At 39.3% G+C, this 25,599-nt stretch carries 22 protein-coding genes; 9 read left to right on the top strand and 13 right to left on the bottom strand.

Annotated features, from left to right (window positions below; translation table 11 throughout):
• Positions 1-199: 199 nt before the first annotated feature.
• From NPX99_RS03695 to NPX99_RS03675, 5 genes are all read right to left on the bottom strand, one after another.
• Positions 200-1,096, bottom strand: a complete 897-nt coding sequence (locus NPX99_RS03695) for a metallophosphoesterase family protein (RefSeq protein ID WP_269030536.1) — start codon at positions 1,094-1,096, stop codon at positions 200-202.
• 256 nt (positions 1,097-1,352) lie between these two features.
• Positions 1,353-3,449 (bottom strand): hypothetical protein, encoded by a 2,097-nt coding sequence (locus NPX99_RS03690; protein WP_269030535.1) that lies wholly within the window; start codon positions 3,447-3,449, stop codon positions 1,353-1,355.
• Positions 3,446-6,256 (bottom strand): DUF4159 domain-containing protein, encoded by a 2,811-nt coding sequence (locus tag NPX99_RS03685; RefSeq protein WP_269030534.1) that lies wholly within the window; start codon positions 6,254-6,256, stop codon positions 3,446-3,448. The genes NPX99_RS03690 and NPX99_RS03685 overlap by 4 nt, the downstream gene beginning before the upstream one ends.
• Positions 6,253-7,164 (bottom strand): DUF58 domain-containing protein, encoded by a 912-nt coding sequence (locus tag NPX99_RS03680; protein ID WP_269030533.1) that lies wholly within the window; start codon positions 7,162-7,164, stop codon positions 6,253-6,255. Before NPX99_RS03680 ends, NPX99_RS03685 begins: the two co-directional genes overlap by 4 nt.
• A complete protein-coding gene (locus NPX99_RS03675) occupies positions 7,165-8,196 on the bottom strand; it encodes an AAA family ATPase (RefSeq protein WP_269030532.1) in 1,032 nt (343 codons plus the stop codon).
• A 237-nt stretch (positions 8,197-8,433) separates the two neighbouring features.
• On the opposite strand from NPX99_RS03675, the gene NPX99_RS03670 reads away from it, so the two are divergent.
• Positions 8,434-9,684 carry a CCA tRNA nucleotidyltransferase gene (locus NPX99_RS03670; protein ID WP_269030530.1) on the top strand — a complete coding sequence of 417 codons (1,251 nt, stop codon included), beginning with the start codon at positions 8,434-8,436 and terminating at the stop codon, positions 9,682-9,684.
• A 301-nt stretch (positions 9,685-9,985) separates the two neighbouring features.
• Here the strand turns inward: NPX99_RS03670 and NPX99_RS03665 are convergent, their stop codons facing one another.
• Positions 9,986-10,462 carry a tRNA (cytidine(34)-2'-O)-methyltransferase gene (locus tag NPX99_RS03665; protein WP_269030528.1) on the bottom strand — a complete coding sequence of 159 codons (477 nt, stop codon included), beginning with the start codon at positions 10,460-10,462 and terminating at the stop codon, positions 9,986-9,988.
• Between the two features lie 829 nt (positions 10,463-11,291).
• Between NPX99_RS03665 and petA the strand changes: the two genes are divergently transcribed.
• From petA to NPX99_RS03645, 4 genes are all read left to right on the top strand, one after another.
• Positions 11,292-11,840, top strand: coding sequence for a ubiquinol-cytochrome c reductase iron-sulfur subunit (gene petA / locus NPX99_RS03660; protein WP_269030526.1), 549 nt, complete (start codon positions 11,292-11,294; stop codon positions 11,838-11,840).
• A 4-nt stretch (positions 11,841-11,844) separates the two neighbouring features.
• Positions 11,845-13,101: a cytochrome b gene (locus tag NPX99_RS03655; protein ID WP_269030524.1), complete on the top strand. Its 1,257-nt coding sequence runs from the start codon at positions 11,845-11,847 to the stop codon at positions 13,099-13,101.
• Positions 13,095-13,976 (top strand): cytochrome c1, encoded by an 882-nt coding sequence (locus tag NPX99_RS03650; RefSeq protein ID WP_269030522.1) that lies wholly within the window; start codon positions 13,095-13,097, stop codon positions 13,974-13,976. Before NPX99_RS03655 ends, NPX99_RS03650 begins: the two co-directional genes overlap by 7 nt.
• A gap of 111 nt (positions 13,977-14,087) precedes the next feature.
• Entirely contained in the window at positions 14,088-14,528 is a 441-nt protein-coding gene (locus NPX99_RS03645) for a PRC-barrel domain-containing protein (RefSeq protein ID WP_269030520.1), read from the top strand.
• Between the two features lie 147 nt (positions 14,529-14,675).
• Here NPX99_RS03645 and ychF read toward each other — a convergent pair whose 3' ends face one another.
• On the bottom strand, positions 14,676-15,779 hold the full coding sequence (gene ychF / locus NPX99_RS03640) for a redox-regulated ATPase YchF (RefSeq protein WP_269030518.1): 1,104 nt from the start codon (positions 15,777-15,779) through the stop codon (positions 14,676-14,678).
• A 285-nt stretch (positions 15,780-16,064) separates the two neighbouring features.
• Here ychF and NPX99_RS03635 point away from each other — a divergent pair, with 285 nt between their 5' ends.
• Entirely contained in the window at positions 16,065-16,808 is a 744-nt protein-coding gene (locus NPX99_RS03635; RefSeq protein ID WP_269030516.1) for a L,D-transpeptidase, read from the top strand.
• Positions 16,809-16,942: 134 nt separating this feature from the next.
• Here NPX99_RS03635 and pth read toward each other — a convergent pair whose 3' ends face one another.
• Both pth and NPX99_RS03625 read right to left on the bottom strand, forming a co-directional pair.
• Positions 16,943-17,527, bottom strand: a complete 585-nt coding sequence (gene pth / locus NPX99_RS03630; protein WP_269030514.1) for an aminoacyl-tRNA hydrolase — start codon at positions 17,525-17,527, stop codon at positions 16,943-16,945.
• A 78-nt stretch (positions 17,528-17,605) separates the two neighbouring features.
• Positions 17,606-18,232: a 50S ribosomal protein L25/general stress protein Ctc gene (locus tag NPX99_RS03625; RefSeq protein WP_269030512.1), complete on the bottom strand. Its 627-nt coding sequence runs from the start codon at positions 18,230-18,232 to the stop codon at positions 17,606-17,608.
• Positions 18,233-18,512: 280 nt separating this feature from the next.
• Here NPX99_RS03625 and NPX99_RS03620 point away from each other — a divergent pair, with 280 nt between their 5' ends.
• Positions 18,513-20,012, top strand: a complete 1,500-nt coding sequence (locus NPX99_RS03620) for an ATP-binding protein (RefSeq protein WP_269030586.1) — start codon at positions 18,513-18,515, stop codon at positions 20,010-20,012.
• Here NPX99_RS03620 and NPX99_RS03615 read toward each other — a convergent pair.
• The 4 genes from NPX99_RS03615 to lgt form a co-directional block, all read right to left on the bottom strand.
• On the bottom strand, positions 20,009-20,941 hold the full coding sequence (locus tag NPX99_RS03615) for a ribose-phosphate pyrophosphokinase (protein ID WP_269030510.1): 933 nt from the start codon (positions 20,939-20,941) through the stop codon (positions 20,009-20,011). The genes NPX99_RS03620 and NPX99_RS03615 overlap by 4 nt on opposite strands.
• A 432-nt stretch (positions 20,942-21,373) precedes the next feature.
• On the bottom strand, positions 21,374-22,162 hold the full coding sequence (gene pgeF / locus NPX99_RS03610; RefSeq protein ID WP_269030508.1) for a peptidoglycan editing factor PgeF: 789 nt from the start codon (positions 22,160-22,162) through the stop codon (positions 21,374-21,376).
• 81 nt (positions 22,163-22,243) lie between these two features.
• The gene (locus NPX99_RS03605) at positions 22,244-23,323 is read right to left on the bottom strand and encodes a class I SAM-dependent methyltransferase (protein WP_269030506.1); all 1,080 of its coding nucleotides are present in this window, start codon (positions 23,321-23,323) and stop codon (positions 22,244-22,246) included.
• Positions 23,298-24,176 (bottom strand): prolipoprotein diacylglyceryl transferase, encoded by an 879-nt coding sequence (gene lgt, locus NPX99_RS03600; RefSeq protein WP_269030504.1) that lies wholly within the window; start codon positions 24,174-24,176, stop codon positions 23,298-23,300. Before lgt ends, NPX99_RS03605 begins: the two co-directional genes overlap by 26 nt.
• 277 nt (positions 24,177-24,453) lie before the next feature.
• Here lgt and NPX99_RS03595 point away from each other — a divergent pair, with 277 nt between their 5' ends.
• Positions 24,454-24,711 carry an accessory factor UbiK family protein gene (locus NPX99_RS03595; RefSeq protein WP_269030502.1) on the top strand — a complete coding sequence of 86 codons (258 nt, stop codon included), beginning with the start codon at positions 24,454-24,456 and terminating at the stop codon, positions 24,709-24,711.
• 380 nt (positions 24,712-25,091) lie between these two features.
• Complete coding sequence (locus NPX99_RS03590; RefSeq protein ID WP_269030585.1) at positions 25,092-25,592, top strand: YbjN domain-containing protein; 501 nt, start codon at positions 25,092-25,094, stop codon at positions 25,590-25,592.
• Positions 25,593-25,599: the final 7 nt, after the last annotated feature.

The raw sequence follows: 25,599 nt of genomic DNA, 5'->3' as shown, positions 1-25,599 counted from the left end.
TATTTAAGGAACGGTTCACTCGTAGAGCTTGTGGGGTGAATTACAGCATTCCATAAATGATCAGAAGATGAAATACATATCAAGAGAAAGCAATCTATCATCAAATTGGTGGTTTGCCTTTATTTAAAGGGATATAACGCAGAAACATTTTTGTTTTTTACTTGTTTTAGCAGCTTTGGGATTGTTTTTATTAAAGTGTTTAAAGATTAATGATTTCAGTGCAGGCAATTTTATTGTTTTGATTGACAAGACTATAACGTTGCAATTGGCAACTCCATTGTTGGTGAGAGCCGTCAATAGCAAATAGGTTGAAGCCTGCGGGTGGTTTTTTATCACCAAAAGTTTGCGATGCAGAAGCGACACCAACAATAGGAATTGTTCCCCTTATTCCTTTAAGAGTATGCAATGTGGGAAGATGGGTATGACCGTGAAGAACGAGTTCGCAACCGTGGTGTTTGATAACATCTAGAAAACGATCAATACCCCATAGTTTTTTATGCCAAGACGTTGCATGATGAAAAGGAGGATGATGTATCATGACAACTCGAAAAAGATTGCGTGTTGCAGCTTCGTTTAAAAGTTTTGATAAGGCTTGCGCTTGCCTTTTGCCAAAATAACCAGAAGCTTGAAAAGGGGGGGTAGCGATGGCTGAGGAAGTTCCTATAATAGCAACATTGTTGCGAACACGCATATAAGGAAAGGGAGGATTTTGAGGGAAATCACCTGTTATCCACGGTTGAAAGAAAGTACAGGCTTTTTGGAATGCTCCACGGACATAGGCATCATGATTGCCGAAAATTACAGAAATATTTTGAGGCTGGCCTTGGGTGAGTAACCAATCGCGTGCTTGTTCAAATTCTTTATCCAGAGCAAGATTAACAAGATCACCAGAGATTACAAGGTGATCAGGATTTGTTTTTTTTAAGGCATCCATTAAAGTTTCTAGAACATTCGTTGCCATTTTGTGTTTGCGTTTCTTTTGCCAATTAAGATAGCCGGTAAGGCGTTTCCCACAAAGTTCAAATAAAGAAGGTTGTGGCAGAGGTGAAAGGTGCACATCTGATATATGGGCAAGGTAAAACATAGACGATAGCATAGCGTTGTAAACGATTTAGGCAATAAGAATATAAGACAAGTGAGAATATTTTTGAAGCAAGAGAAGCTTGCAAAATGAAAAACAATTTATTGAAAATGTACAAAAGCTTGAGGGAAATTTATGCTTCATTGGTTTTGCACTAACAAAAAGATAACATCCTATATCATGCTCTTCGTGATCTTATCAGGGTGTCATTTTCCGTAAGATACGTTGTATTTATAGCATAAATTCTCAAGGTTTTAACTCTTAAGGCTTCTTAACGGCTTTCACGATACCACATGCTGTTCAAGAGTAGAAGACAACAAATGAGCGCAAAAACACCAGAAAAGATCGCAAAATAGAAACGATCGATTAAACGGCTTTCCGTTGCGTCTTTTAGAACAATTGAATGAGCAAGAGAAGATGTTCGGTCTGTTGGCGATTGAATAATTTTAAGTGGAGGAAGATGAAAGTCCTCTTTTTCTTTATTGTGTAAACGCACGGTATATCCACCCGTGTGTTGACTGATGGGAGTGAGTTTTTCTTTTGTGGAAATTAAATCAAACAATTCGAGATTATCAACTATCCCAACAGAAGAAAGTACTGTTAACTCACCATTTTGGATGGTAAAAATTCCTGTTTCATCCGTATGAAGAGTTGCTGTAAAAACGCCTTCCTGCTCTTTTGTGAGGATGATATTTTCTTTTTTTCCAGAAGGAAAAGTTATTTCAGCTGGCTCTGGATGATCTTTGAGCGTTTGGCGGCGAATTGCTAAGCGATTATGGTTGCTGGTAGCAGTTAATTTTTCCTCTTCAAGTTCTGGTTCTTTCATAAGCCAATGAGCAATGCGGCGATAAAGAGCTGCATAAGGGCCACCACCTTCGAAACCTCTTGCCCAAAGCCAGCTTTCATCGGAAAGCAGCATGCCTACACGTCCTTTCCCAACATGGGAAAGAAGTAAGAGTGGTTGTTCGTCAGCGCCTTTCATGAGAGCAGTGCCGTTGTGTGGGTTTTGAATGGCGATTTGTCGTAGCCATTGTCCCCATTGAGAAGCTGGATAAGCAGGAGTTGCAAGATCTCTTGTAACGGGATGACGTTCCCCCTCTTTGGTTAATTGAGGGCGAAAAGGTTTTTGCAAAATAACACCATTCGGTAATGCGGGGAGAACACTGATTAAAGGTGTTTTCGCAAGCGAGTTTTCTTTGGTAAATTCGGGTCCTGTTACGATCAGCAAAGCGCCGCCCTTTTGGACATATTGGGCAATATAATCATAATAGATTAATGGGAGAACGCTAGAATGTTGGTAGCCATCAAGAATGACGAGATCAAAATTGTCAATCTCTTCAACAAAAAGCTTTCTTGTGGGAAAAACCACAAGGGACAATTGGCTTGATGGTGTATTGTCTGCTTTGTTGGGGGGGCGCAAAATAGTAAAATGAATAAGATCGATATTGGAGTCACCTTTCAAAAGATCACGCCATGTTCTCTCACCGTTGTAAGGCGCACCTGAGATAAGAAGGACACGCAAATTTTCTCTAATGCCTTCAATAATCGCTACGGCGCGGTTGTTTTCAAAGCTTAATTCACCTTTCTGTACATCAGTAGCAACTTGAATGATATTTTTTTCAGCATGAGAAAGAGTAATTTCAGTTTGAAAAATAATACCAGGGGTTACAGAATAATGGCCAACTTCTTGTCCGTTGATGCTTACAGTAACATTTGCTTGCGCTGGTAGAGATTTTTGAGGGTGCCCTTTATCTTCTACCAAGATGGAGAGCATTTGTGGTTTATTGACAAGGGCAAAGCGAGGAGGAGAAATGATTTTGACTTGGCGGTCAAATTCATCTGCTCTCCCTGTTATAAGAGCATTGACAGGTGCTTTATGATGAAGGTCTGAAATTTGAGGAATGTCATGCACTTGTCCATCGGTGATTAAAATTGTTCCTGCATAACGTGCCGGTGGGACGTCAGAGAGAGCTTGTGTTAAAGCATGAAACAAATTTGTTGAGGGTGCATATTGATGATCTGCAAGTTTTCCAGCTTCAATAAAGCGTGGTTCAAATTGTGGATAATGCGCCAATGCATTTGTTAATTGTGTGCGTGCTTTATCGGTATCGTTTGTACGTGTAGCAAATGTTTGGCTTTTGCTGCGATCAATGACAATGCCTACGGTGCTTTTAAGGGGTTCACGCTGCTCTTTTATAATCATTGGATTCAGCAAAGCAAGGATGAGTGATGCCAATGCCATGAGGCGTAATAAAGATCCTTGACGCTGTGTAATGAGACCAATGATGACAAAAAGGGCAGATATCCCCCCTAAGAAGAGAATCCAAGAGAGAGGCAAAAAAGGCTGAAAAGTGAAGAATGGTATCATGGACTTCTTTCTCTTTTAAAACGTTCTAAGAGAGCTGGAACATGCACTTGGTCAGCCTTATAGTTTCCTGTAAGCACGTAGATAACAATATTTAATCCTGCACGAAATGCCCATAGGCGCTGCATTGGATCATTGGGAACAAGGGGGTATTTCCACATGCCTTTTTCGTCTAGGGCCCAAGCACCAGCAAAGTTATTTGCGGTAATCAGAAGAGAACTTACATGATCACCGAAGCCGAGAGAATTTTTTTCTTTTTTATTGGTTGATGATGATTCAACCCACAAAGGTGAACCACGGTAGAGACCGGGAAAATCCGGCATAATATAAAAAGAGCGTGCAACAACATGATCCGTTGACGCTGGTTCAAGGCTTGGAATATTTAATCCCTTTAAAATGATCCGTAATCTTTGTGTGGCTGGGGTGGCTGCTCCTTCAAGATTAAGGTTGCTCTTTATCTGATCGCGTGTGTCGAATAAAATTGTGCCTCCATTTTTCATAAAGCTATTTATTTTTTCAAGGCTCTTTTGTGTTGGGAGAGGACTGTTGGCATCAATGGGCCAGTAAATCAGAGGATAGAAAGCAAGTTCATCTTTATCGAGATCAAGTGCTCTCACAGAGCTGGGCGAAAGGATTGTCCGTTCTGCGATAAATTGACTGAGGGCTTCTAGGCCACTCTTGCTCGTTGTATCAATTTCATGATTATGCGTGACAACGTAAGCAAGATGCGTCGCACCAGCTGCTTGAATGATGTCCTCATTATAATGATTTTCTGTGTCTTTTGCATAAACTCTTGGAGTATGGCAAAAAAAGGCAAGGAAACCTATTGTAAGGGGGAGAAAAAGGAGCATATTGCGCTGTCGGTTAAGAAAAAAAGCGCCTCCCATCCATAAAGTTAGAAAATTGTCAAAGGCAAATAATAAGATGGCTAATCCTAAAAGTGGACCAATAAGATGCTTTTCTTTTGTGTCATAAGATAAAGAATTTTTGCTCAAAGAGGGGGACAATGACGATTGTTTTACCAAGTGCGATGCATGATTGAGGAGATTGAGTGCATAAAAATTATTTTTGTCGCCGTAGAGTCCAGGTGGAGTACGATAGGAGGGACGAAGTGGATTTTGGGCATCAAGGACCAGTGGAACAACAGAGGAGGGAGGTGTTTGTAATTGTCCATCAGTGGTTATTGTTCGCCAAGGGTTTTTTATTGCTGTTTCTTTTTTTGTGGGTGTTGGATTGGTGTTTTGGTAGGCACTCAATGTGATCAATTTTTGCAACATTTGTGCAAAAAAACCAGAGAGTGGAAGATTTGACCATGTGGGGTCGGGAGCAATGTGAATAAGGATGAGTGTTCCTTTGCCACGTTCAGTCGCTGTAATGAGGGGGGTTCCATCAGAGAGACTAAGCCACGTTTTTTCAAAAAGATCTGGACTTGGTTCTGCTAAAATTTGGCGTGAGACAGTGACTTCTTCTGGAAAAGGAAGATCAGAGAATAGGCTCGTTTTTGCAAATGGTGCTAGTTTTTGCGGTTTTGTCCAAGACATAATACTACCAAGTGAACGTTTACCATGACGCAGTGACACCGGAAGCAGACTATCATAGTGTTCTGCGGTACTCAGGTTTTCTCCTGCAAAGCGGATGAGTGTTCCCCCTTTATTCACAAAATCAGACAGTTTTTTTTCTGCTTCTTCTGACATGTTTATAATGTCACCTATAATGATAGCAGAAGGATTTTGTTTGAGTAAATGATCAAGATCCGTTGAAAGTTCTCCTCCTCCAGCTGTTATAAGCTGTGTAGTGCCTTCTAATGCTTTGATAATATAGTAAAATGGAGAAAGCAAAGGTTGTGCCATTTCACGCGTATTGGGTGAAAGGAGAGCAACACGACTTATTTTATTGTGGCTATCCACTAAGAAGGTAGCAGCAGCATGATTTTGGTTGTTAATTTTTATCCAAGCAATGGCGTTGCGTAGTTCAAGTGGTACATTAAAAGGAACAAGCGTTGTTGTTTCTCCTTCAAGGAATTTCGTTGTAAAATGACCAAGAAGTTGATTATTTGCATCATAAAGGTTCAGTGTGACGGGAGTCTCGCTGTGTGTCATTGAGCGGATGGCGCGCGCTACCATGTTTCCATTGTTATTTTCTATGGCTGTTATAGCGGTTAAATCGGAAATATCAGGTGAGTACCACAAAAATGTTTTGGGTTTTAATTGTTCAATCAGCGCAAAAGTTTCATCATTTTCATTTGTTTGTAACCCATCACTTAAATATGCAATATCAAGAGGTTTTCTTTTGGTTCTTTCCATCAGTTTTTTTAATGCATCCATACGATTGACAGACCAAGGGCGGGGTTGCAAATGCATTAAATGTTGTTTTATGACTTTCGCAGGGAAGGGACCTATATTGGCGATGTCATTTTCAGCTGTGGCAAGAAAATAAATATCTTTTTGGTGTTTTTCTGCTTGCGTAAGGAGGGCTTCGGCAACAGAGAGGCGTTTTTTCCATTCTTTCACTGATGCCCATCCGTTATCAATAATGAGTGCAAGTGGTTGAGAGCCGGAAAGTATTACTGGTTTTTGATTCCAAGTGGGTCGTGCCAAAGCGATAATAATCAGCGCTGCTATGGTTAAGCGTAATAACAGTAACCACCAAGGTGTATGTTTTGCGCTTTCCTGTTGATGCGCTGGTTTTGGTAGAAAGCGCAAAGGGGGAAAGGGTTCTTTATGTGGGGATGGAGGTGTTATTCGTAACAACCACCAAATGACGGGTAGAGATAAAAGTCCTAGTAAAAGAAAGGGAGCAGCAAAACTCAAGACAACCTCCTAGAGTAAGATGGAGAGCTCCCCATTTTGTTTGCAAGATGCAAAATGGTCTCTGTGAAGGGTTGATTTGTTCTACTCACGTGATAAGTCCATCCTTGGCGTGCGCAAAAATTTGCTAATTCTCGTCGCCTTGCTTGATAGAGCTTGCAATAGTGATTACGAAGCTTTTCTGCTTTTCCGAAAATATGCTTTTCTTTTGTTTCGGGATCAAAAAATTCTGTACGACCTGTATAGGGAAAATTTTCTTCTGCGGGATCAGCAATTTCGATTAAATGAGCAGTGACCTGTTTTGTGGATAAAATGGTTAAATGTTTGATGATTTTTTCAGGATAATCGAGAAAGTCACTTACTATAATGGCGTGTGAAAAACGCGTAAGAGTTGAAAAATTTGCAAATGGATTTCCACTTTGATGATTTGCTAAGGTTAGTGCTGTGCGTTCTAATACATTAGATACTTTCGTGGGGGGCATGAGGTTAGGGATAGCAATATGTTCGCCGCTGTGTGTAAGCAGGGATGCCAAGATGAGAGTAAGAATGATGGCATAATCACCTTTAGAGATTTTAGAAAAGCGTGAACAATAATGCATAGAGGCTCTTTGATCAGGACAAAGCCAAACTGTCTGTGTCACTTGCCATTCTTGCTCACGTAGATAGGTGTGTTCATCACGCGCTGAGCGACGCCAGTCAATGCGTGTAATAGATTCCCCTTCAACATAGGGTCGAAATTGCCAAAAATTTTCCCCGTTACCCCGTTTACGTTGTTCATGCCATCCCGTTATCAATGTATTTGCAATCCGACGTGCTTGTAGAAGAAAAGACGGCATCTTTGCAATATCTTCATGCAGTTTAGCTGCAAGCGACATGGGGGGCATTGGGGAAACTTTTTTGCCAATAGCCATTTAGAGAACGTCTTTCATGAGATTATTAATAATATCTTTTACGGTGATATCTTCTGTGTGTGCAGAAAAATTAAGTGCCATGCGGTGTTGTAATACGGGAAAAGCTAATGCTTCAACATCATCAAGTGAAGGTGCTAAACGCCCATAATAAAGTGCTCGGGCACGAACACAAAGTGAAAGTGCTTGTGAAGCGCGTGGGCCAGGTCCCCAAGCAACATACGTATTGGCAAGAGTATTGTCTTTATGAGGACGGGACAAACGAACAATCTTTAAAATGGCCTCTATAACAGTTTCTGAGAGGGGCATTTTACGAACGATCTTTTGAATTTCTTGTAGTTTTTCTGTTGACAAAATCGGTTTTGCTTTTTGCTTTTTATCTCTTGTTGTTTCTAAAATAATACGCCGTTCTGTGGTTAGATCAGGATAGTCAATATCAATTTGCATCAAAAAGCGGTCCAGTTGTGCTTCAGGAAGTGGGTAGGTTCCTTCTTGTTCAAGAGGATTTTGTGTTGCAAGCACATGAAAAGGTTGTGGTAAATCATAACGGGTACCAGCCACGGTGACATGATACTCCTGCATGGCTTGTAAAAGAGCTGATTGTGTGCGCGGAGAGGCACGATTGATTTCATCAGCCATAAGAAGTTGGGTAAAAATAGGACCTTTAACGTAGCGGAAGGAACGTTTCCCACCTTTATCTGAATCCATAATTTCAGAACCGATAATGTCTGAAGGCATTAAATCTGGGGTAAATTGGATGCGTTTTTCATCAAGTCCTAATACTGTCCCCAAAGTTTGAACAAGACGTGTTTTAGCAAGTCCTGGAGCGCCAACAAGAAGAGCATGTCCACCAGCAAAAATAGCTGTTAAAGCATATTCAATCACATGATTTTGCCCAAAAATGACTTTGTCAATTTCTTGCTGCAAAATGTTCAATTCTTTATGGGCTGCATCAATATCATCAATGATCGCTTGGGCTTCATCCTTGATATTGACCTTTTTAAGAGAATTGGATGATGTATTACATTGGCTCATATTGCTTCCTTAAGGCGTTTATCGCAAAATCGGTAATTTTTTCTGTATGATAATGAATATTTTATAATTTGTAACAGAAAATGAGAAGAAAAGAAGTGTATTATGTTGTTTTTTCATCTTCTCACATACAAATTATTTTTTTGGGGAAATAAATAGATACATTGAGGGCTCTCTTAGAAAATTCTCATGGGAATATCTGTTTAAGGCAATGAGAGCAATTTTTTGAAAGGTTAAAGGGTGAATAGAAGACAAAATTTCAAACAAGTTAAATGGTTACAGCATAGTGATATCCAAACACTTCTTCATGTTTTGTCTTTAGATGGTGAAGAGGCCCGTATTGTCGGTGGTGCTGTACGCAATCAGCTGCTAGGGCAACCTATCAGTGATATTGATATTGCCACAACCTGTTTGCCACAACAGATTATAATGCGTGTAGAAGAAGCAGGATTTAAGACCATTCCTACAGGGATTGCATTTGGTACTGTAACGGTGCTTTCTCCTTCGTGTTCTTATGAGGTAACAACGCTTCGCTCTGATATTGAAACGGATGGTCGTTACGCAAAAGTGGCATTCGGTCGTGATTGGCAAAAAGATGCGGAACGGCGCGATTTTACAATTAATGCGCTTTATTGTGATGCTGTTGGCAACCTTTATGATGATGTGGGGGGATTGAATGATATTGCCAGCCGAACAGTCCGTTTTATCGGTATTGCAGAAAATCGTATTCGTGAAGATTATTTACGTATTTTGCGGTTTTTTCGCTTTTTTGCTTGGTATGGAGCAGGACGTCCTGATGTGCAAGGATTGAAAGCATGTGTGAGTTTAAAAGAAGGTCTACAAAAACTTTCCTCTGAGCGTATTTGGGCAGAGATGAAAAAACTTCTCGCTGCTTCAGATCCAACACGTGCTCTTTTATGGATGCGTCAAAGTGGAATTTTGACAGGCATTTTTCCCGAAACAGAAAAATGGGGCATTGATGCAATTCACTCATTGGTAAAAGCAGAACAAGCTCTTGGTTGGAAAATCGATCCCTTGTTACGGTTGGAAAGTCTTCTCCCTCCTGATCCTATCCGCCTTCATGAAATGGCACAGCGTTTGCGTTTCTCTCATAAGGAAATAACGCGATTGAAGGAATGGGCAGAGTTAAAAATGATTAACCAAAACTGTTCAGAGGCGGAGGTACAAAAACTGATTTATTTTCATGGTCGTCAGCCAGTTTTGGATCAATTATCCTTGCGGATGGCAGCAGCACATGTCGACGCTCTAGACGGGGAGGAAGCTTTGCAAAAAGCAAATTATACCAAGCTTTATCATCTTACTCAAAACTGGCAAGTTCCCACTTTTCCTGTTAATGGCAAGGATTTGATGGAAAAAGGAGTGTCTAAAGGAGTGCTTTTGGGAAAAAAGCTCAAAGAGCTGGAAATGATATGGATTGAAAGTGGATTTTTATTGGATCGTAATGCATTGTTAGAAAAAATTAATTTGTAATAGGGATTCTTATAAAGAAGCTTTTGTTATTTTTAGAGGAGAGGGTTTTTGCGTCTTGATGATTGGTAGTGAAAATAGTGCAATGAAGTATTACAAGCTTTAAGCTTATTGAACGCTTCGTAGTTTTTCTGATGATTTATAAAAGCGTTTTGTCATTATTCTAGTAGAAGTGTAAGATTTTCATGCTCTTCTCAGATTATAGAAATATGGTGATTTCATTCTTTTAAAAACCGCTTATTATCCACCAAATATTGATATTTTTATCAGTATATTGAATCGCGCGATAAGATTTTTATCTTTTTTATAAAGTTTCTCTTTTTTCATAATAACCAATTTGGCGAAGTGCTTCCCCTGTCGTCATAGCTACGCTCATTGCGAGATTTAAAGAGCGCGTATGGGGTTGCATGGGAATTTTCAATACAGCATCAACAGTTTCATGAACATAATCGGGAACCCCTGCTGATTCACGACCAAAAAGTAAAACGTCATTTTTCTGATAGCATATTTGCGTATAGCATGTTTGTGCTTTTGTGCTTAAAAGCAAAAGACGACGGTTACAGGATTTCATGGTGTGCATAAAATGTTGCCAATCCATATGTCTTTCTAGAGAAGCATATTCGAGATAATCCAATCCTGCGCGCTTAAGGTTGCGATCCGACAGATTAAAGCCGGCTGGTTCAATAATATGTACATGTAAACCAAAACAAGCACTAAGGCGCAAAATTGTTCCAGTATTACCAGCAATATCAGGTTGAAAAAGAGCGATGTGAAGTGTCATGTGCTCTAGGTATGATTTTTTCTTTACGTTTGTAAAGAAGCTCTGTTGCATATTTAAAAAATATAATTGAGAAGCGTGGAGTTTTTGCTTTTCACGACCATTTTGGTTTGGATTTTAGGAAAAACTTATGTTTCTGGGTTTATTATGAGATGTGCAGAATGATCATCAATGAATGACAACGAGAATTAATGCGTTTCTATAGGGGTGTTAATCATTATAAAAATGTGTTCGATTCTTTAGAATATTGGGCTATTTTCTTTGTACAACTTTATTGTATGGGGTGAATGCTTATGAGAGCGAAAACTTTATTGGTCATTAAAAGAACGTGTGGGGGAATAGCAATTTAAAATTAAGCATTCGCCTTTACTCATACCAATCCAATGAAACCCAAACTCTATGATTTCGACGAAGCATTCCATTGAATGCAAAATTTGTGTCTTGTTTGTAGAAGTTTGGTTGTAAAAGGGGAGTGTAATTTTTTCCTATAAAACAAAGACTTTTGAGTTGAGAATGAATGGTTAAAACGCTGCTTGAATTAAAAGAATTGCTGATTTTTACAATAAACGGATGATAGTAGAGAATATATTTGATGATATTTTCTTACATTTGAGGAGGGAAGATAGAAAATAGAAAAAACAGGAAAGAGTAAGCAGCATTTTGGTGAATGGGTGCCATAAAATTTTTTACTAAGAGAAGATAGATTACAAAAATAGTAGAAAGTTTTTTCTAGGTTTTTTCATGGTTTAGGGAATTGAATAATCAGGGATTGTGCAATGGAGGAGGGTATAGTAAAAGAGTATTTTGAAGAAGGAGCTCGTTAGTTAAGGTAATGAATGAGCAAACAAGGCGCGATTTTCTGTTTTTGGTAACAGGTCTTACAGGGGCGGTTGGATTGGGTGCCGTTGCATGGACGTTTATTCGTCAACTGTCTCCATATGAGTCCGTTTTGGCTTCTTCTTCTGTTGAGGTGGATCTTTCGGGGATTGAAGAGGGCATGTCGGTGACGGTTAAGTGGCGTGGACAGCCTGTCGTTATTCGCAATCGTACCGCAAAAGAAATTGCTGAAGCGCGTGCTACCGAATTGAGTATTCTGAGAGATCGTCAAGCGCGCAATCCTAATCTTGAAAGTGAAGAAGACGCGACGGATTTCGCGCGTTCAGCAGGGAAGGGGCGTGAGAATTGGCTTATTATTATTAATCTTTGTACGCATCTAGGTTGTGTAACACTTGGACAATCAGGGAAATTTGGAGGGTGGTTGTGTCCATGTCATGGATCTGTTTATGATACAGCTGGAAGAGTGCGCTCAGGCCCAGCTAACTATAATTTAGCTATTCCACCTTATCGCTTTCTTTCCGATACCTTGCTGAAAATAGGATAAGAGGATGACCAAATTTTCTCCCTATATTCCTAAAAGTGCTGTTGCCCGTTGGTTTGATAAGCGTTTACCTCTTCCCCGTTTTTTTTATAATGCATTTGTTATTTTTCCGGTACCCCGTAACCTGAATTATTTTTATACATTTGGCGGTATTTTGACCGTTATGCTTTTATCACAACTTTTGACTGGTATTGTCTTGGCGCTGCATTATGTGCCAGATGTTCATTTGGCTTTTGAAACTGGTGAAAGATTTAGACGAGAGGGGCAGTTTGGTTGGCTTTTTCGTCCATGGCATTGTGTAGGATCTTCGTTCTTTTTTATTGCTCTTTATATCCATTTAGCACGTGGACTTTATTATGGTTCTTATAAGAATATGCGAGAAATGGTTTGGATCACGGGCATTTGTATCTATATGATCATGATGGCAACAGCATTTTTTGGTTATGTGCTGGTTTGGGGGATGATGTCTGTTTCTGCGGCTTCAGTGGTTGTTGGACTTGTAAAAGCTATTCCTTTGATGGGGACATGGTTGCATGAGGCACTTCTTGGTGGTTATAGCGTAGGACAACCGACGTTGAACCGTTTTTATGTTTTTCATTATTTTTTGTCATTTGTTTTGCTTTTTCTTGTTGGGCTGCATATTTGGGCACTTCACCAAGTTGGACAGGGTAATCCGACCGGTCTTCCAATACAATTCGAGAAGGAAATTGTTCCTTTTGCACCTTATGCGCTTATCAAAGATATTTTTGCTATTATTGTTTTTCTAATCTTTTTTGCTTGGTTTTTGTTTTATATGCCCGATTATATGGGACAGGCTGAAAATTATAGCGTTGCTGATCCTTTAAAAGCGCCTCTTCGTGTTGTGCCGGAATGGTATTTTCTACCTTTTTATACGATGCTGCGTGCTATAACTTTTAATATTGGTGCTCTTTCATCAACTTTTCTAGGTGTTCTTCTTGTCGTGAGTTCAGTTTTTGTTCTGATTTTTGTTCCATGGTTAGATCGTTCTAAAATATGCTCCGCAAGATATAGACCTCTTTATAAAATTTTCTTTTGGGCATTTATTGTTGATGTTCTTTTTCTTGGTTGGTTAGGGTCAAGAGAAATAAGTGATAGCACTTTTTTATGGACGTACTTAGCAATCGCTTATTATTTTATATTCTTTTTGGTTGTTTTGCCGATCCTTCCTATTTTTGAAAAGGGGCGTTCTCTTCCTTCTTCAATTACTGAAGATATGAACCAAAGAAAAAGTAAATTATGGTGAATGTTTTTATTGGATTGATTATTATAGCGGTGGTTAGTCTTCCTTTTCAGAGTGTTGCGCGTGACGTTTCTGATAAAGAGCAAGAGTTTGTTTCTTTCCCATTACGCGTTCCTAAAAAACAAGAATGGAGTTTTTCAGGACCATTTGGAGTTTATGATAAGGCACAGCTGCGGCGTGGGTTAAAGGTTTATAAACAGGTTTGTTCCAGTTGCCATGGGCTGAAATATGTGGCTTTTCGTGATTTAAAGGCGTTAGGCTATGATCAAAAACAGATTCAGGATTTCGCCAAGCAATATGAAGTGAGCGATGGACCTAATCGAGAAGGAAAATTTTTTAAACGTGCTGGTATTGCAACAGACACTTTTCCTTCCCCTTTTGCTAATGAAGAAGAAGAAAAATTTATTCTTAATGGTGCTTATCCTCCAGATCTTTCGTTGATGGTGCGCGCGCGCGCCATATCTTTGCCATTTCCTGCTATTATTTCTGATGTATTAATGCATTACAATACGGCGGGTCCAGATTATATTACAGCTCTGTTAACAGGATATCAAAAGGCACCAGAAAATACAAAAATTGCTGAAGGTTATTGGTATAATCCTTATTTTATTGCAAGCGATACTTTAACTATGGCGCCTCCATTACATGATGGCGTTGTGTCCTATGGGGATGAAGTCCAGGAAACAGTTGAACAATATGCACGGGATGTCTCTGCTTTTCTGATGTGGGCTGCTGATCCCCACATGGAAATTCGGAAAAAAACGGGTTTTCGTGTCATCTTATTTTTAATCATTTTAGGAGGACTGATTTATATTTTAAAAGTCTGTATCTGGCGTTGTTTAGAAGACAAATTGGGAGAGAGGATAAAAAAAGACTGAAAAGGAGAAAAGCTTAGAGATATTGATCTTGGAAGAGCCTAGGGAACAAATCTGTTTATGATGCATTGAGTTTGATAAAATTGAAAGCAAAGTGAAAACGGAGATGTTAAAATGAAGAAAATTGCATGTACTACTCTTATGTCAGTTTTGATGGTTTCTAGTGCGTATGCGCAGTCTTTTGCAGTACCTTCTGAACCTGAAATGATTTCTTCGACGGGTATTGTACAGGTAAGGTCAGATATGTCAGTGCGTTATGTTACACCTTTAGCAACTGATTTTGTTGCTTCAAGCCTTATTGGTGCAAATATATACAATGTGGAAAATGAAAATATTGGTGAAGTAAAAGATATTATTTTGCGTGACAATAACATTGCGGGATTTGTTATTGCTGTTGGTGGTTTCCTTGGGATAGGAGAAAGTTATGTGGTTATTGCTCCAGAAACAATCCAAATGATCAATGATTATGGCAAATGGAAGCTTATTACTAATGCAACAAAGGATTCTTTAAAAGAGGCTCCAACATTTAAGTACGAAGGACATTGGACACGCTGATTTGTATTTCCATTCTTTTGTGACAGAACAGTGCTGCCATAAGCCATAATATGAAATATGACAGCATTGTTTTTTATGGTCGTAAAGCAAGGCTTCCCTGTGAAATTATTATATCATTCAAGATGAAATATTAGGATGAGGTGAGTTTTAAGTATTATGTTTAAACAGCATGATATCACCATCTTGTACGATGTATTCTTTGCCTTCATCACGGGCTTTGCCCGCTTCTTTCGCGCCGTTTTCTCCACCCAGAGCAATATAATCATCGTAGCTGATTGTTTGGGCGCGAATAAAGCCACGTTCAAAGTCTGAGTGGATCACACCAGCTGCTTGAGGCGCTTTAGTACCACGTGTAATTGTCCAAGCGCGTGTTTCTTTAGGTCCACAGGTGAAATAAGTAATCAAGTCAAGCAAAGAATAGCCAGCGCGAATGAGGCGATTGAGACTTGGTTCAAAGAGCTCTAGAGCATGAAGATATTCTGAGGCTTCTGCATCATTAAGTTGGGTGATTTCAGCTTCGATAGCAGCAGAAATGATAATGCTTTGAGCATTTTGCTCTGTTGCCATTTTTTCAACCATTTTGGTAAAGTTATTTCCATGAGCAGCGTCATTTTCGCTCACATTGCAGACATAAAGTACAGGTTTGGAAGTTAAAAGATTTAAATTATCAAGGATGCGATATTCATCGGAAGAGATTTCTTTAAGGAGCAACCGGACAGGGCTTCCTTTCTGCAATAGATTTAATGCTGCTTCCATCATGGGGAGAATTGTGAGAGCTTCTTTCTCTTTGCCGGTTGCACGTTTACGGATTTGTACGATTCGTCGCTCTAAGCTTTCAAGATCTGCAAGCATAAGTTCTGTTTCAACTGTTGTGGCATCAGAAACAGGATCAATGCGGCCTTCTACATGGGTAATATCATCATCTTGGAAACAGCGTAAAACATGAATAATAGCATCAACTTCACGGATATTTGCCAAAAATTTATTGCCTAAACCTTCGCCTTTTGAGGCACCACGTACGAGTCCAGCAATATCAACAAAGCTGATACGTGTGGGAATAATTTCTTTTGAACCAGCGATAAATGCAATTTTTTCCATTCGCAAATCTGGAACAGCGACTTCACCGGTATTGGGTTCGATTGTACAAAAAGGATAATTAGCAGCTTGTGCTGTAGCTGTTTTCGTTAATGCATTAAAAAGAGTTGATTTACCAACATTAGGTAATCCCACAATACCGCATTTAAAACCCATGAGCGTCTTCTTTTCTATTCATTTTATGATCAAGATTTCTATTGATTTTATGGTCAAGATAAGGTGTCTTTGGCGTTTTTATAGCACATTTTGAGAAGAGTCATAGTCTCCTGTTGCTGTAGAGAAGAAAAAAGTCTATTTCGAAGAGGGGGAATGCCTTTTTTATCATGTTTAAAGATTTTTTCTCCCCATAATTTAAGGAAATTTCAAATTAACGTTAACAATATGCTAAGTTTTTCATAGTATGCAAGTCTACATAAAGAGTTAATTGGAGAAAATATAAGAGTGTTATCTCGTCGTGTTTTTTTAATTGCAGTGCCTTTGGCTTTGGTTGGATGTGCTACACGTCATTCAGATATGTCGTTTGTTTCTTCTCAACAAGTTCGATATATTCCAGCAGAAATGCAGTCTTTGTACGGACCTGTAACCAATGAGCCTTATTTATTACCTGCTATCGATCTTTCGACTATTGATCCGAAGTTTTGGCGTCAAGAAGTGCTTTATTATACGTCCTATCCACCTGGGACATTAGTTATAGATACTCAGGAGTGTTTCCTTTACCTTATTGGTAAAAATGGGAAAGCTTTGCGTTACGGTATTGGGGTTGGTAAAGAAGGGCTGGCATTTGAAGGTGAGGGGGTTGTGCAGCGCAAGCGCCGGTGGCCAAATTGGGCTCCTACTGCGGCAATGATGGCGCGAGAACCAGAACGTTATGGTCATTTGGGAAAAGGAATGGCACCAGGACCTGATAATCCATTGGGTGCACGAGCGCTTTACCTTTTCAAAAATGGACAGGATACACTTTTCCGCATTCATGGTTCGCACGAGTCATGGTCAATTGGTCGTGCTATTTCAAGCGGATGTATTCGTTTGCTTAATCAAGATATCATTGATCTTTATGATCGTGTTCCTGTTGGTGCGCGCGTGGTGGTATTGCAACGTAATGACGCTCCATCTAGAGTTTTAAGTCAACAATCACATCTGTATGATCCGCTACAGTCTACTATTAATCCAGATGGTTTTTTTTAATTCCAAGAAGGATGCCTTCGAAGAGCATCTTTTGATAGTTTTTGTTTTTTTAAAATGCTCTTCTTCTCAAAAAAAGAGAGCACTATATACAAGGATTGTATGACGTGTGATTATTTTGTCTCCTAGAAAATGGACTATGAGAGCGGATCTTTGTTTTTTATTGCTTGCGCGATTTCATTCATAAAAAGACATTGATCGCCCTTTATGAAAAGCGTAATACTCTTCGCAATTGCCTCTAAAAGAGGGGGAAGCCATTCTTGGTCGGATTTTGTAAAATTTCCCAAAACATGCTGATGAACAAGTTCCTTGGAATGGGGGCGTCCAATTCCTAAGCGTATACGGTAATAATCAGTACCACAATGGGTATCAATGGATTTTATACCATTATGTCCATTATTACCTCCACCAATTTTTACACGTACTTTTCCTGGTGGTAAGTCTAATTCGTCATAAATGACAATCAAATTTTTTAAATCTAATTTATAAAATCGCAAAGCTTCACCAATGGCTTGGCCAGAGAGATTCATGAAAGTTTGAGGTTTTATAAGAAAGGTTTTTTCATCATTTATAAAACCATTGGAGATTTTGGCTTGAAACTTTTTTGACCACGGAGAAAAAGAAAAGGTTTGATAAATAGCATCAACAGCCATGAACCCGATATTATGGCGGTTATTTCGATATTGTGAACCAGGATTGCCAAGACCAGCAATAAGCCACATGTGCACCTTCAATAAAGTGTAAGGGATTAATAAATTTTTTATAAGTTAAGGCGGGAAAAATCCCGCCTGTTGAAATTATCAATTTTTTTCGTTGTTCTCTTCATTGTCTTGTTCGAGAGCGTCATCACCGATATCCAAACCAGCAGGAGCTGCGATAGTTGCAATGGTAAAGTTTCGATCTTGGATGACTGGAGTGACTCCTTCTGGCAGCTGCACCGCTGAAATATGGATAGAATCACCAATAGAATAGCTGGCGAGATCAATCTCAATCGCTTCAGGAATAGCATTAGCCGGAGCCGTACATTCAATTTCGTGGCGAACAATATTGAGCACGCCTCCCTTTTTAAGTCCAGGAGCTGTGTCTTCATTGAGGAAGTGTACAGGAATATTCACTTCCACAACAGATTGCGCTGAAATACGTAAGAAATCTACGTGTAAGGGAAAGTCACGCACGGGATCGAGTTGATAATCTTTTGGTAATACTGTAATTTTTTGTTTGCCAATGACAAGAGTTACAATGGTAGTACGAAAGCCACCAGCATGAATTTTGTAGAAAATTTCCTTATAGGGAACTGTGATTGCTAAAGGGGGCTGTTTTTCACCATAAATGATAGCAGGAATAAGACCGTTGCGACGAAGTTCACGGGAGGACCCCTTACCAACCCGTTCGCGTATTTCGGCCTTAAGAGTATAGCTTTTGCTCATAGTTTAAGTCCTTTTATATGATTGGAGATTCATTAAAAACCAACAACAGTTTTGTATGAATATGAAGATATACGTTGCTAAGCAGCGATTGCTCCATCCTGCGTTGCCTCCAAGGGTGTCTACGCAGAAGACCATTCTATAATTCAAACTGTTTACAGATGCAAGAGTTGTGGGAAAAATCGATGATTTCTATCGTTAGATAAGAGGAAATGTTACAAACATGGTTTCGATGGAGGATAAATATGAGCCGATATATTCAAAATCAAATACTGGAGATGTTATGAAGGTTGAGATTGCCTTGGGTGATACGGCAGAATGTAGAGCTTTGCATAAATCCGTGCCGGCATTTGTCGATTTAGAAGAATTATTGGCGACGCGTCTTCTTGTGCAGGGCAATTCGGGTTCAGGAAAATCACATCTTCTTCGTCGTCTTCTTGAACAAAGCGCTTCATGGGTGCAACATTGTGTGATCGATCCAGAGGGTGATTTTGTAACTTTAGCAGATAAATTTGGTCATGTTGTCGTTGAAGCGCAACGCAGCGAACTCGAATTGACACGTATTGCTCATCGCATTCGCCAACATCGGGTTTCAGCGGTGTTCAATCTTGAAGGTTTGGAGACTGAACAACAGATGCGCGCTGTGGGTGCTTTTCTTGGTGCACTGTTTGATGTGGAACGTGATTATTGGTATCCCATGCTTGTTGTTGTCGATGAAGCACAATTGTTTGCTCCAACTGCGGCAGGAGAGGTTTCTGATGAGGCGCGTAAGATTTCGCTTAGTGCTATGACCAATCTTATGTGTCGAGGGCGCAAACGTGGTCTTGCCGGTGTGATTGCTACGCAGCGTTTGGCTAAACTTGCCAAAAACGTAGCTGCTGAAGCATCAAATTTTTTAATAGGGCGAACTTTTTTAGATATTGATATGGTGCGCGCTGCTGATCTTTTGGGAATGGAGCGTCGTCAAGCGGAAATGTTTAGAGATCTTGAACGGGGGCATTTTATCGCTTTAGGTCCTGCTTTATCACGACGCCCCTTACCGATTGTTATTGGTCCTGTTGAGACACTGGCACGGTCTTCTAGCCCCAAATTAATGCCTCTTCCAACAGAGCGGGTTGATGCAAAAGAACTCGTTTTTACAGCTTCGCCGGAAGAAGTTTTAATTCCCTTTAAGCAATCACGAGAGCCGGTGAGAGAAAAATCAGTTCATGAGATATTAGAAGAAGCTGTGCATAAAAAACAAGAATCGTTGGAAGAAAAACCAAGCTTATTTCCTGAACTTTCTGTTGTTGATCGTGATATCCAAGCAGAACGTGTTATTCGAGAAATTCTTGATGATCCTGAAGCTTTTTATCGTTCAACGGCAGTGCTTTATCAAGATTTCTTGGTTCGTTGCCGTATTCATGGTCACTCAGGAGATCTTTTAAATCTTGCACAATTTCGGCGTAAGTTGGCTATTGCTCAGGCTTTCGTTGACGAAGAAACTGCGGTAAGTGAAAACTGGAAACGCATTTTGCATCTCTCGGAAAGTTTGGAAGATGATGTCCAAGGTGTTTTTTTGCATGTAGCACAGGCTGCTTTAGGTGGAAAACCATGCCCATCCGATGCATTTTTGGCACGCCTTTATGGAACACATTCTTTAAGCCGTGCCCGCCGGCTCTTAACTTACTTTGAAGAACGCGGATTTATTGTTATTCATACACATTTTAATGGTCAACGCATTGTCGCTTTTCCTGAACTTGGTGTAGAAACAGCACCAGGAGATCCTAAGGGACCAGCTTAACCAAATAAGCTTGAGACAGATTGTTCTGCTGCTGTTCTGGCAATTGCTTCTCCAATGAGGTCGGCAATTGGTAAGACACGAATATTATGCGCATTTTCAATTGCTTTTGTTGGCATAATTGAATCTGTAATAACCAATTCTTTCATTTCTGAGTTGGTAATGCGTTCAATAGCATTTCCAGAAAGAACACCGTGTGTAATGTAAGCCGTAACACTATTGGCACCGTGTTTAAGGAGAGCACTTGCTGCATTGCATAGTGTTCCACCTGAATCAACAATATCATCAAGCAAAAGACAATCTTTTCCCGAGACATCGCCAATAATATTCATAACTTCTGATTCACCAGGACGTTCACGACGTTTATCAACAATAGCAAGTAAACTGTTAAGACGCTTGGCAAGCGCGCGTGCGCGCACTACACCACCAACATCAGGTGAAACAACAATAACATTTTCAAGGGAGTAGTGCATTTTAACATCTCGGGAAATAACCGGAACAGCATAGAGATTATCCGTTGGAATATCAAAAAAGCCTTGAATTTGTCCTGCATGAAGATCCAAAGTTAAAACACGGTGCGCTCCAGCTTCAGCAATCAGGTTGGCAACAAGTTTTGCGGAAATCGGGGTCCGTGGTCCAGGTTTACGATCTTGACGGGCATAACCAAAATAGGGGATCACAGCTGTAATACGACGGGCTGAGGAACGGCGAAGCGCATCAATCATGATAAGCAATTCCATCAAGTGATCGTTGGCAGGGTAGGATGTGGATTGCAAAACAAACACGTCTTGTCCGCGTACATTTTCATGTAATTCTACAAAAATTTCTTGATCGGCAAAGCGTTTCACAGTTGCTTTGCCTAAAGGAATATTTAAATAATTCGTAACATCCTCAGCAAGGCGTGGGTTAGAATTGCCGCAGAAAAGTTTCATAGTAGAACCTCTAAAGAATCACGGTAGAGATGGTTTTTATTTCTTGTTACCAGATTGCAAGATAACAATTACAAAAGCATTACAATTTTATCTCTCATTGTTAAAGAGTTATGCGTTTGGTTTTCGCTTTTTCCAAAATTTTTGTTATTTTTGAGCAGTGTTCTTTTTTGTTATGAGGTAAAAAAGAACCCTTGATTAAGCTTTTTGGCTTTTATGTTATAAGAGAACAATAACAATATATATGATTCCTTATGTATGAATATTTTTTCCATCATAAGAAAATATTGAAAATAACATCAGTTAAAGCGTTTATATTCTCCAAGTTAAGAGATCATTTTGTGATAAAGTTCCATATTCTAAGAGCATTTGTTAAGATTTTGAGATACAAAAGTTTTGTACACTTTTACTCTTCTCTTTAGAACTCAAGGATGTTTATCTCTTTTTCAGTATAATAGCAGAAATTTGCCGTCCGTCATCAGATTCCTTGCGGTGTATCGCACGGCGATAGGAAAAAAAACGTTTCTCATCTTGATAGGTACAAAGCTCTACACAAGAAGCGTGGATTCCTGCTTCTTTTAATTGCTCCATAATGAATGTCCATAGGTTAAAACGAAGATGATTGACTTTATTTGTTTTTAAAAAATATTTTTCAAACTTGCTGTGGCGATCAATAAATTGGTTGTAAAATTCTCTTGTTACTTCGTAATGACAAGGACCAATACAAGGTCCAAGAACTGCAATGATTGATTGTCTTTTGGCTCCTTGTTCTTCCATCACACAAATTGTTTTTTCTATAATTCCATTTAAACTTCCTCGCCAGCCAGCATGTGCTGCAGCGATGACACCTGCTTGTGGATCAGCAAAGAGAATTGGACCACAATCTGCTGTAAGAATGCCGATTGCTAGTCCTTGTGTGGTGGTAACAAGAGCATCTGCTTTCGGAATTTCACCAATAAAAGCTTGATCAACGACGACAACATCACAGGAGTGTATTTGATTGACAGTAACGAAGTTTTGCACCTCAACACCAAAATAATTGGCAATTAAAAGACAATTTTGTGCAATATGTTCAGGTTGATTATGTGAATTTGTGCCAACATTAAGGCTTTGATAAAGACTTTTTGAAACACCAGCTTGACGTGTAAAAAAACCATGTCTTATCCCTTGCGGGTGTAAAGCAGAAAGATCTTTTGCTAGGATAGGAACAGGAATAAAATTCATAAAAATTCCTTATAGAAAGAGCCTTTTTTGAGTAAGAATGGTGTATGAGATGTATTTGTCAATAAGAATAGTTGCCGGTCATTAAAATCGAGGGGGTAAGGGGATGTTTTTATCACAAACATATAAGACTTTAAATAATTTGCCCATTTGATCTGGACCGGCTAATCGTTCGATATCTTGGTGAATTTTGTCTTTTTGTGTTGTGCTTTTTCCTGCTCCAAGCTGTTGTGCGCGCTCCAAAAGCCCCATTTTTAGGAGAAATTCTCCTTGTTCTAGAATTTCAGTAAAACAGTCTTGTTCAAGAGCTATTTTTTTTAAAAAAGAAAAATCAACATGGGATGTTAAATCATGTTCACCGGGAGCTTCAAAGATATCACGGAATCTATGCTTTGAAACTGCTTGTAATGTATCGCCAAAGGCAAGATCAGAAGCACCATAGTCAATAAGCAAAGCAGAACCGGTTACTTTTATTAAGTGGTTGCTGATTTGTTGCATTAATTGATGTCGAGAGGGCGCGTGTTCAAAAATGGTTCCGTCAGGTATTTCAGAACAATAGGACTGTAAGCAAGAAGAAGGAAGTTTATCTGGAACAGCAATAAAAATGAAATTTCCATCTTGATTCACTGAAATACGGCGTTCTTTCCATTTTCCATTGATTTTAATATATTGGTTGATGGGGAGTGTATCGAAAAACTCATTGGCAATTAAGAAGAGAGGTTTTGAGGTGATTTGATCAAAGCTTTGAACATTATAGATTTTTTTTTGATATGAAGAAAGACGTTTTTTTTGTTCTTCGGCGAGTTTTTTGCTTATTTCAATAAGAAAAATTTCAGCAGCATGAAATGCTGTTGTCGATAATTTTTGAATAGTACGCAGAACATCATCCATGAGTGTTCCACGTCCTGGACCCATTTCAGCGAGAATGAAAGGTTGAGGGCAACCTTGGGCTTTCCAGCTAGCAAGGGCCCAAATGCCAATCATCTCTCCAAATAATTGGCTTATTTCAGGTGCTGTGATGAAGTCACCGTCACGTCCAAAGGGTTTTTGCGTTTGATAATAGCCAAATTGGGAATCAGTCAGGGCTAAGGTCATATATTGACTGACTGTGATTGGTCCGTTGTGCGCAATAATCTCTTTAATTTTTTCTTTGAGGGTGCTCATTTTTTGTAGACTTGTGTTTAAAGGCTTTGAGAAGCAGATAAAGCCCTATAAAAAGCATAGGAAGAGATAAGGCCATACCATAGGTAAATCCAGTAGGATGAAACAGGGTAGAAAACCATTCTGGGTCTTCTTGAGGAGCACGATAAATTTCTGCAATGCTCCGTGCTATTGCATAGCCTATAATAAATGTTCCTGCTACGGCGCCAGGGCGTTTTAACGCTTTGAAAGCAAAAATAATAAGGGATAAAATGATAAAGAGAACAAACCCTTCCATGAATGCTTCGTAAAGTTGGCTTGGATGACGCGGTAAATAATAGGGATCTAGTGGAAAACAAACCGCCCAAAGCATTGTGGTAGCATTGCCCCATAACTCTTGGTTAATGAAGTTACATATTCTTACAATGCCGATACCAATAGGAGCACCTGCAGCAATGATATCAAACATTGCTCGTATATTGATATTGTTTTTGCGGGCAAACCAGATCATTGCAATGATGATGCCTATCAGTCCTCCATGAAAGGACATTCCTCCATCCCATACTGCAACGATGGCACTAGGATGGTTAAAATAATAAACGGGATCCCATACAAGTACTTGTCCTAAGCGACCACCAACAACGACACTGATGGCAGACCAGACAACAAAATCCCCTATCTTTTCTTCATCCATAGGAGGCTGATTTGCATACCATAGGGATTGTTTTCTTAATAATTTTTGCGCATACCACCAAGCAAAAAGAATGCCCACTACGTAGCCAAGTCCGTACCAATGAAGAGATACGGGGCCTAACTGTATAATTACGGGATCGAGAAAAGATGGAAAAGCGATGGCTGGACAAGAAAGATTATTCATGGAGTAAGCATTTCACATTATATAGAGTTATAGATAATGGTCAGAAATAACACAGGAATGACAGATGAACGCGCAATGGTCAAGCTAGGAGAGTGGTGGGTTTCCACTGGTTTTTAGAGCTAAAACTTTATGATGATAAAAGAAGTGTAAAAAATTTAGAGTAAAATCTGCGTGGTGAAATAAAATCCGTAGGATAAAAGGAACAAAAATTATATCTAAATGTTGTGAAAATACGCTATAATGCCTGTATCAGACATTTTAATTAAAGGAAAATCTCATGCGTAATGGATCAAATCGTATTCTTGATGAATTAGCAAAATTAGCAACAGATGCAGCTGGTGTTGCACAAGGTATACGGCGGGAAGCAGGAACAGCTTTTCGTTCGCAAGCTGAAAAGATAGCCAATAAACTTGATCTTGTTTCACGTGAAGAATTTGAGACTTTTAAGGAAATGGTATTGAAAATACAGGCCGATAATGCTGATTTGAAAAAACATCTTGACGCGTTAGAAAAAACAAAGACACAAAAAAAATAACAGTCTTAGAAAAAATATCCCCAATTTTTCAATGTGATGCGTGAAACTAAAAAATGCTTAATCCTGAGTCTGTTAGAGTAGATTGCCTATTTATTTTTTGATTTGTTTTTTGTAGAAAACATTTTTTTTCAATCAGGGGGGCTAGTACTCTGAAATTGTATCAATACACTGGAAGAACTTGATGATTCGTTTTGTTATTATCGAGTTGCCGCGAGAAGCATTCTTGTGTTCTGGGTAGTGTGTACTGTCGATTGTTTTTAATGTGTATTTGTTTGGTGTAAAAGCTTTGCTTGTAGCAAGATGTTGTTACAATTTAGCTGATTTGTGTTCTGTTGACAAAGTTTTAATGTACAATGTTTTAATATAATTGAGGGTTTATGATGAGGCTTGCATTTTGCGCCACAGAAAGGGAAGAGCATCCTGTTGATTTTATTGAACAGATTGCCTGCAAATATGATTGGTCATTTGAGCGGGATGCACAAGATGAGATCAGTGTTTGTGTGGAAGGGAAGCGGACAAATTATCGCCTCGCTTTTTCATGGATGGAAGAGCAGGAGGCCCTTCATTTAGCTTGTGCATTTGATCTTTCTATTGAAAGTGCTCGAACAACAGAAATGCATCGCTTATTGCTGGCAATTAATGAAAAATTGTTACTCGGACATTTTGATTATTGGCAAGGGAATAATTCAGTTATTTATCGGCAGGGGCTTCTTCTGGCTGGTGGGGTGCATCCATCTCATTTACAGGTTGAAACATTGTTGATACATGCGCTTAAAATCTGTGAAAGCTATTATGTTGCATTTCAGATGGTTGCTTGGAGAGGGGAAAGTGCTTGTAAGGCACTGCAATACGCTTTGTTTGAAACTATAGGGAATGCCTAAATTATCA

It is taken from the genome of Bartonella sp. 220B, assembly GCF_026930205.1.
Classification (GTDB): Bacteria; Pseudomonadota; Alphaproteobacteria; order Rhizobiales; family Rhizobiaceae; genus Bartonella.
This window is presented reverse-complemented; position numbering and strand designations above follow the sequence as displayed.

Excerpts from the sequence above, each read along its gene's own strand:
- NPX99_RS03695 (WP_269030536.1), bottom strand. The coding sequence starts at position 1,096 with ATGCTATCGTCTATGTTTTACCTTGCCCATATATCAGATGTGCACCTT.
- NPX99_RS03690 (WP_269030535.1), bottom strand. The coding sequence starts at position 3,449 with ATGATACCATTCTTCACTTTTCAGCCTTTTTTGCCTCTCTCTTGGATT.
- NPX99_RS03680 (WP_269030533.1), bottom strand. The coding sequence starts at position 7,164 with ATGGCTATTGGCAAAAAAGTTTCCCCAATGCCCCCCATGTCGCTTGCA.
- NPX99_RS03675 (WP_269030532.1), bottom strand. The coding sequence starts at position 8,196 with ATGAGCCAATGTAATACATCATCCAATTCTCTTAAAAAGGTCAATATC.
- NPX99_RS03665 (WP_269030528.1), bottom strand. The coding sequence starts at position 10,462 with ATGACACTTCACATCGCTCTTTTTCAACCTGATATTGCTGGTAATACT.
- petA (WP_269030526.1), top strand. The coding sequence starts at position 11,292 with ATGAATGAGCAAACAAGGCGCGATTTTCTGTTTTTGGTAACAGGTCTT.
- NPX99_RS03655 (WP_269030524.1), top strand. The coding sequence starts at position 11,845 with ATGACCAAATTTTCTCCCTATATTCCTAAAAGTGCTGTTGCCCGTTGG.
- NPX99_RS03650 (WP_269030522.1), top strand. The coding sequence starts at position 13,095 with ATGGTGAATGTTTTTATTGGATTGATTATTATAGCGGTGGTTAGTCTT.
- NPX99_RS03645 (WP_269030520.1), top strand. The coding sequence starts at position 14,088 with ATGAAGAAAATTGCATGTACTACTCTTATGTCAGTTTTGATGGTTTCT.
- ychF (WP_269030518.1), bottom strand. The coding sequence starts at position 15,779 with ATGGGTTTTAAATGCGGTATTGTGGGATTACCTAATGTTGGTAAATCA.
- pth (WP_269030514.1), bottom strand. The coding sequence starts at position 17,527 with ATGTGGCTTATTGCTGGTCTTGGCAATCCTGGTTCACAATATCGAAAT.
- NPX99_RS03625 (WP_269030512.1), bottom strand. The coding sequence starts at position 18,232 with ATGAGCAAAAGCTATACTCTTAAGGCCGAAATACGCGAACGGGTTGGT.
- NPX99_RS03620 (WP_269030586.1), top strand. The coding sequence starts at position 18,513 with ATGAAGGTTGAGATTGCCTTGGGTGATACGGCAGAATGTAGAGCTTTG.
- NPX99_RS03615 (WP_269030510.1), bottom strand. The coding sequence starts at position 20,941 with ATGAAACTTTTCTGCGGCAATTCTAACCCACGCCTTGCTGAGGATGTT.
- pgeF (WP_269030508.1), bottom strand. The coding sequence starts at position 22,162 with ATGAATTTTATTCCTGTTCCTATCCTAGCAAAAGATCTTTCTGCTTTA.
- NPX99_RS03605 (WP_269030506.1), bottom strand. The coding sequence starts at position 23,323 with ATGAGCACCCTCAAAGAAAAAATTAAAGAGATTATTGCGCACAACGGA.
- lgt (WP_269030504.1), bottom strand. The coding sequence starts at position 24,176 with ATGAATAATCTTTCTTGTCCAGCCATCGCTTTTCCATCTTTTCTCGAT.
- NPX99_RS03595 (WP_269030502.1), top strand. The coding sequence starts at position 24,454 with ATGCGTAATGGATCAAATCGTATTCTTGATGAATTAGCAAAATTAGCA.
- NPX99_RS03590 (WP_269030585.1), top strand. The coding sequence starts at position 25,092 with ATGAGGCTTGCATTTTGCGCCACAGAAAGGGAAGAGCATCCTGTTGAT.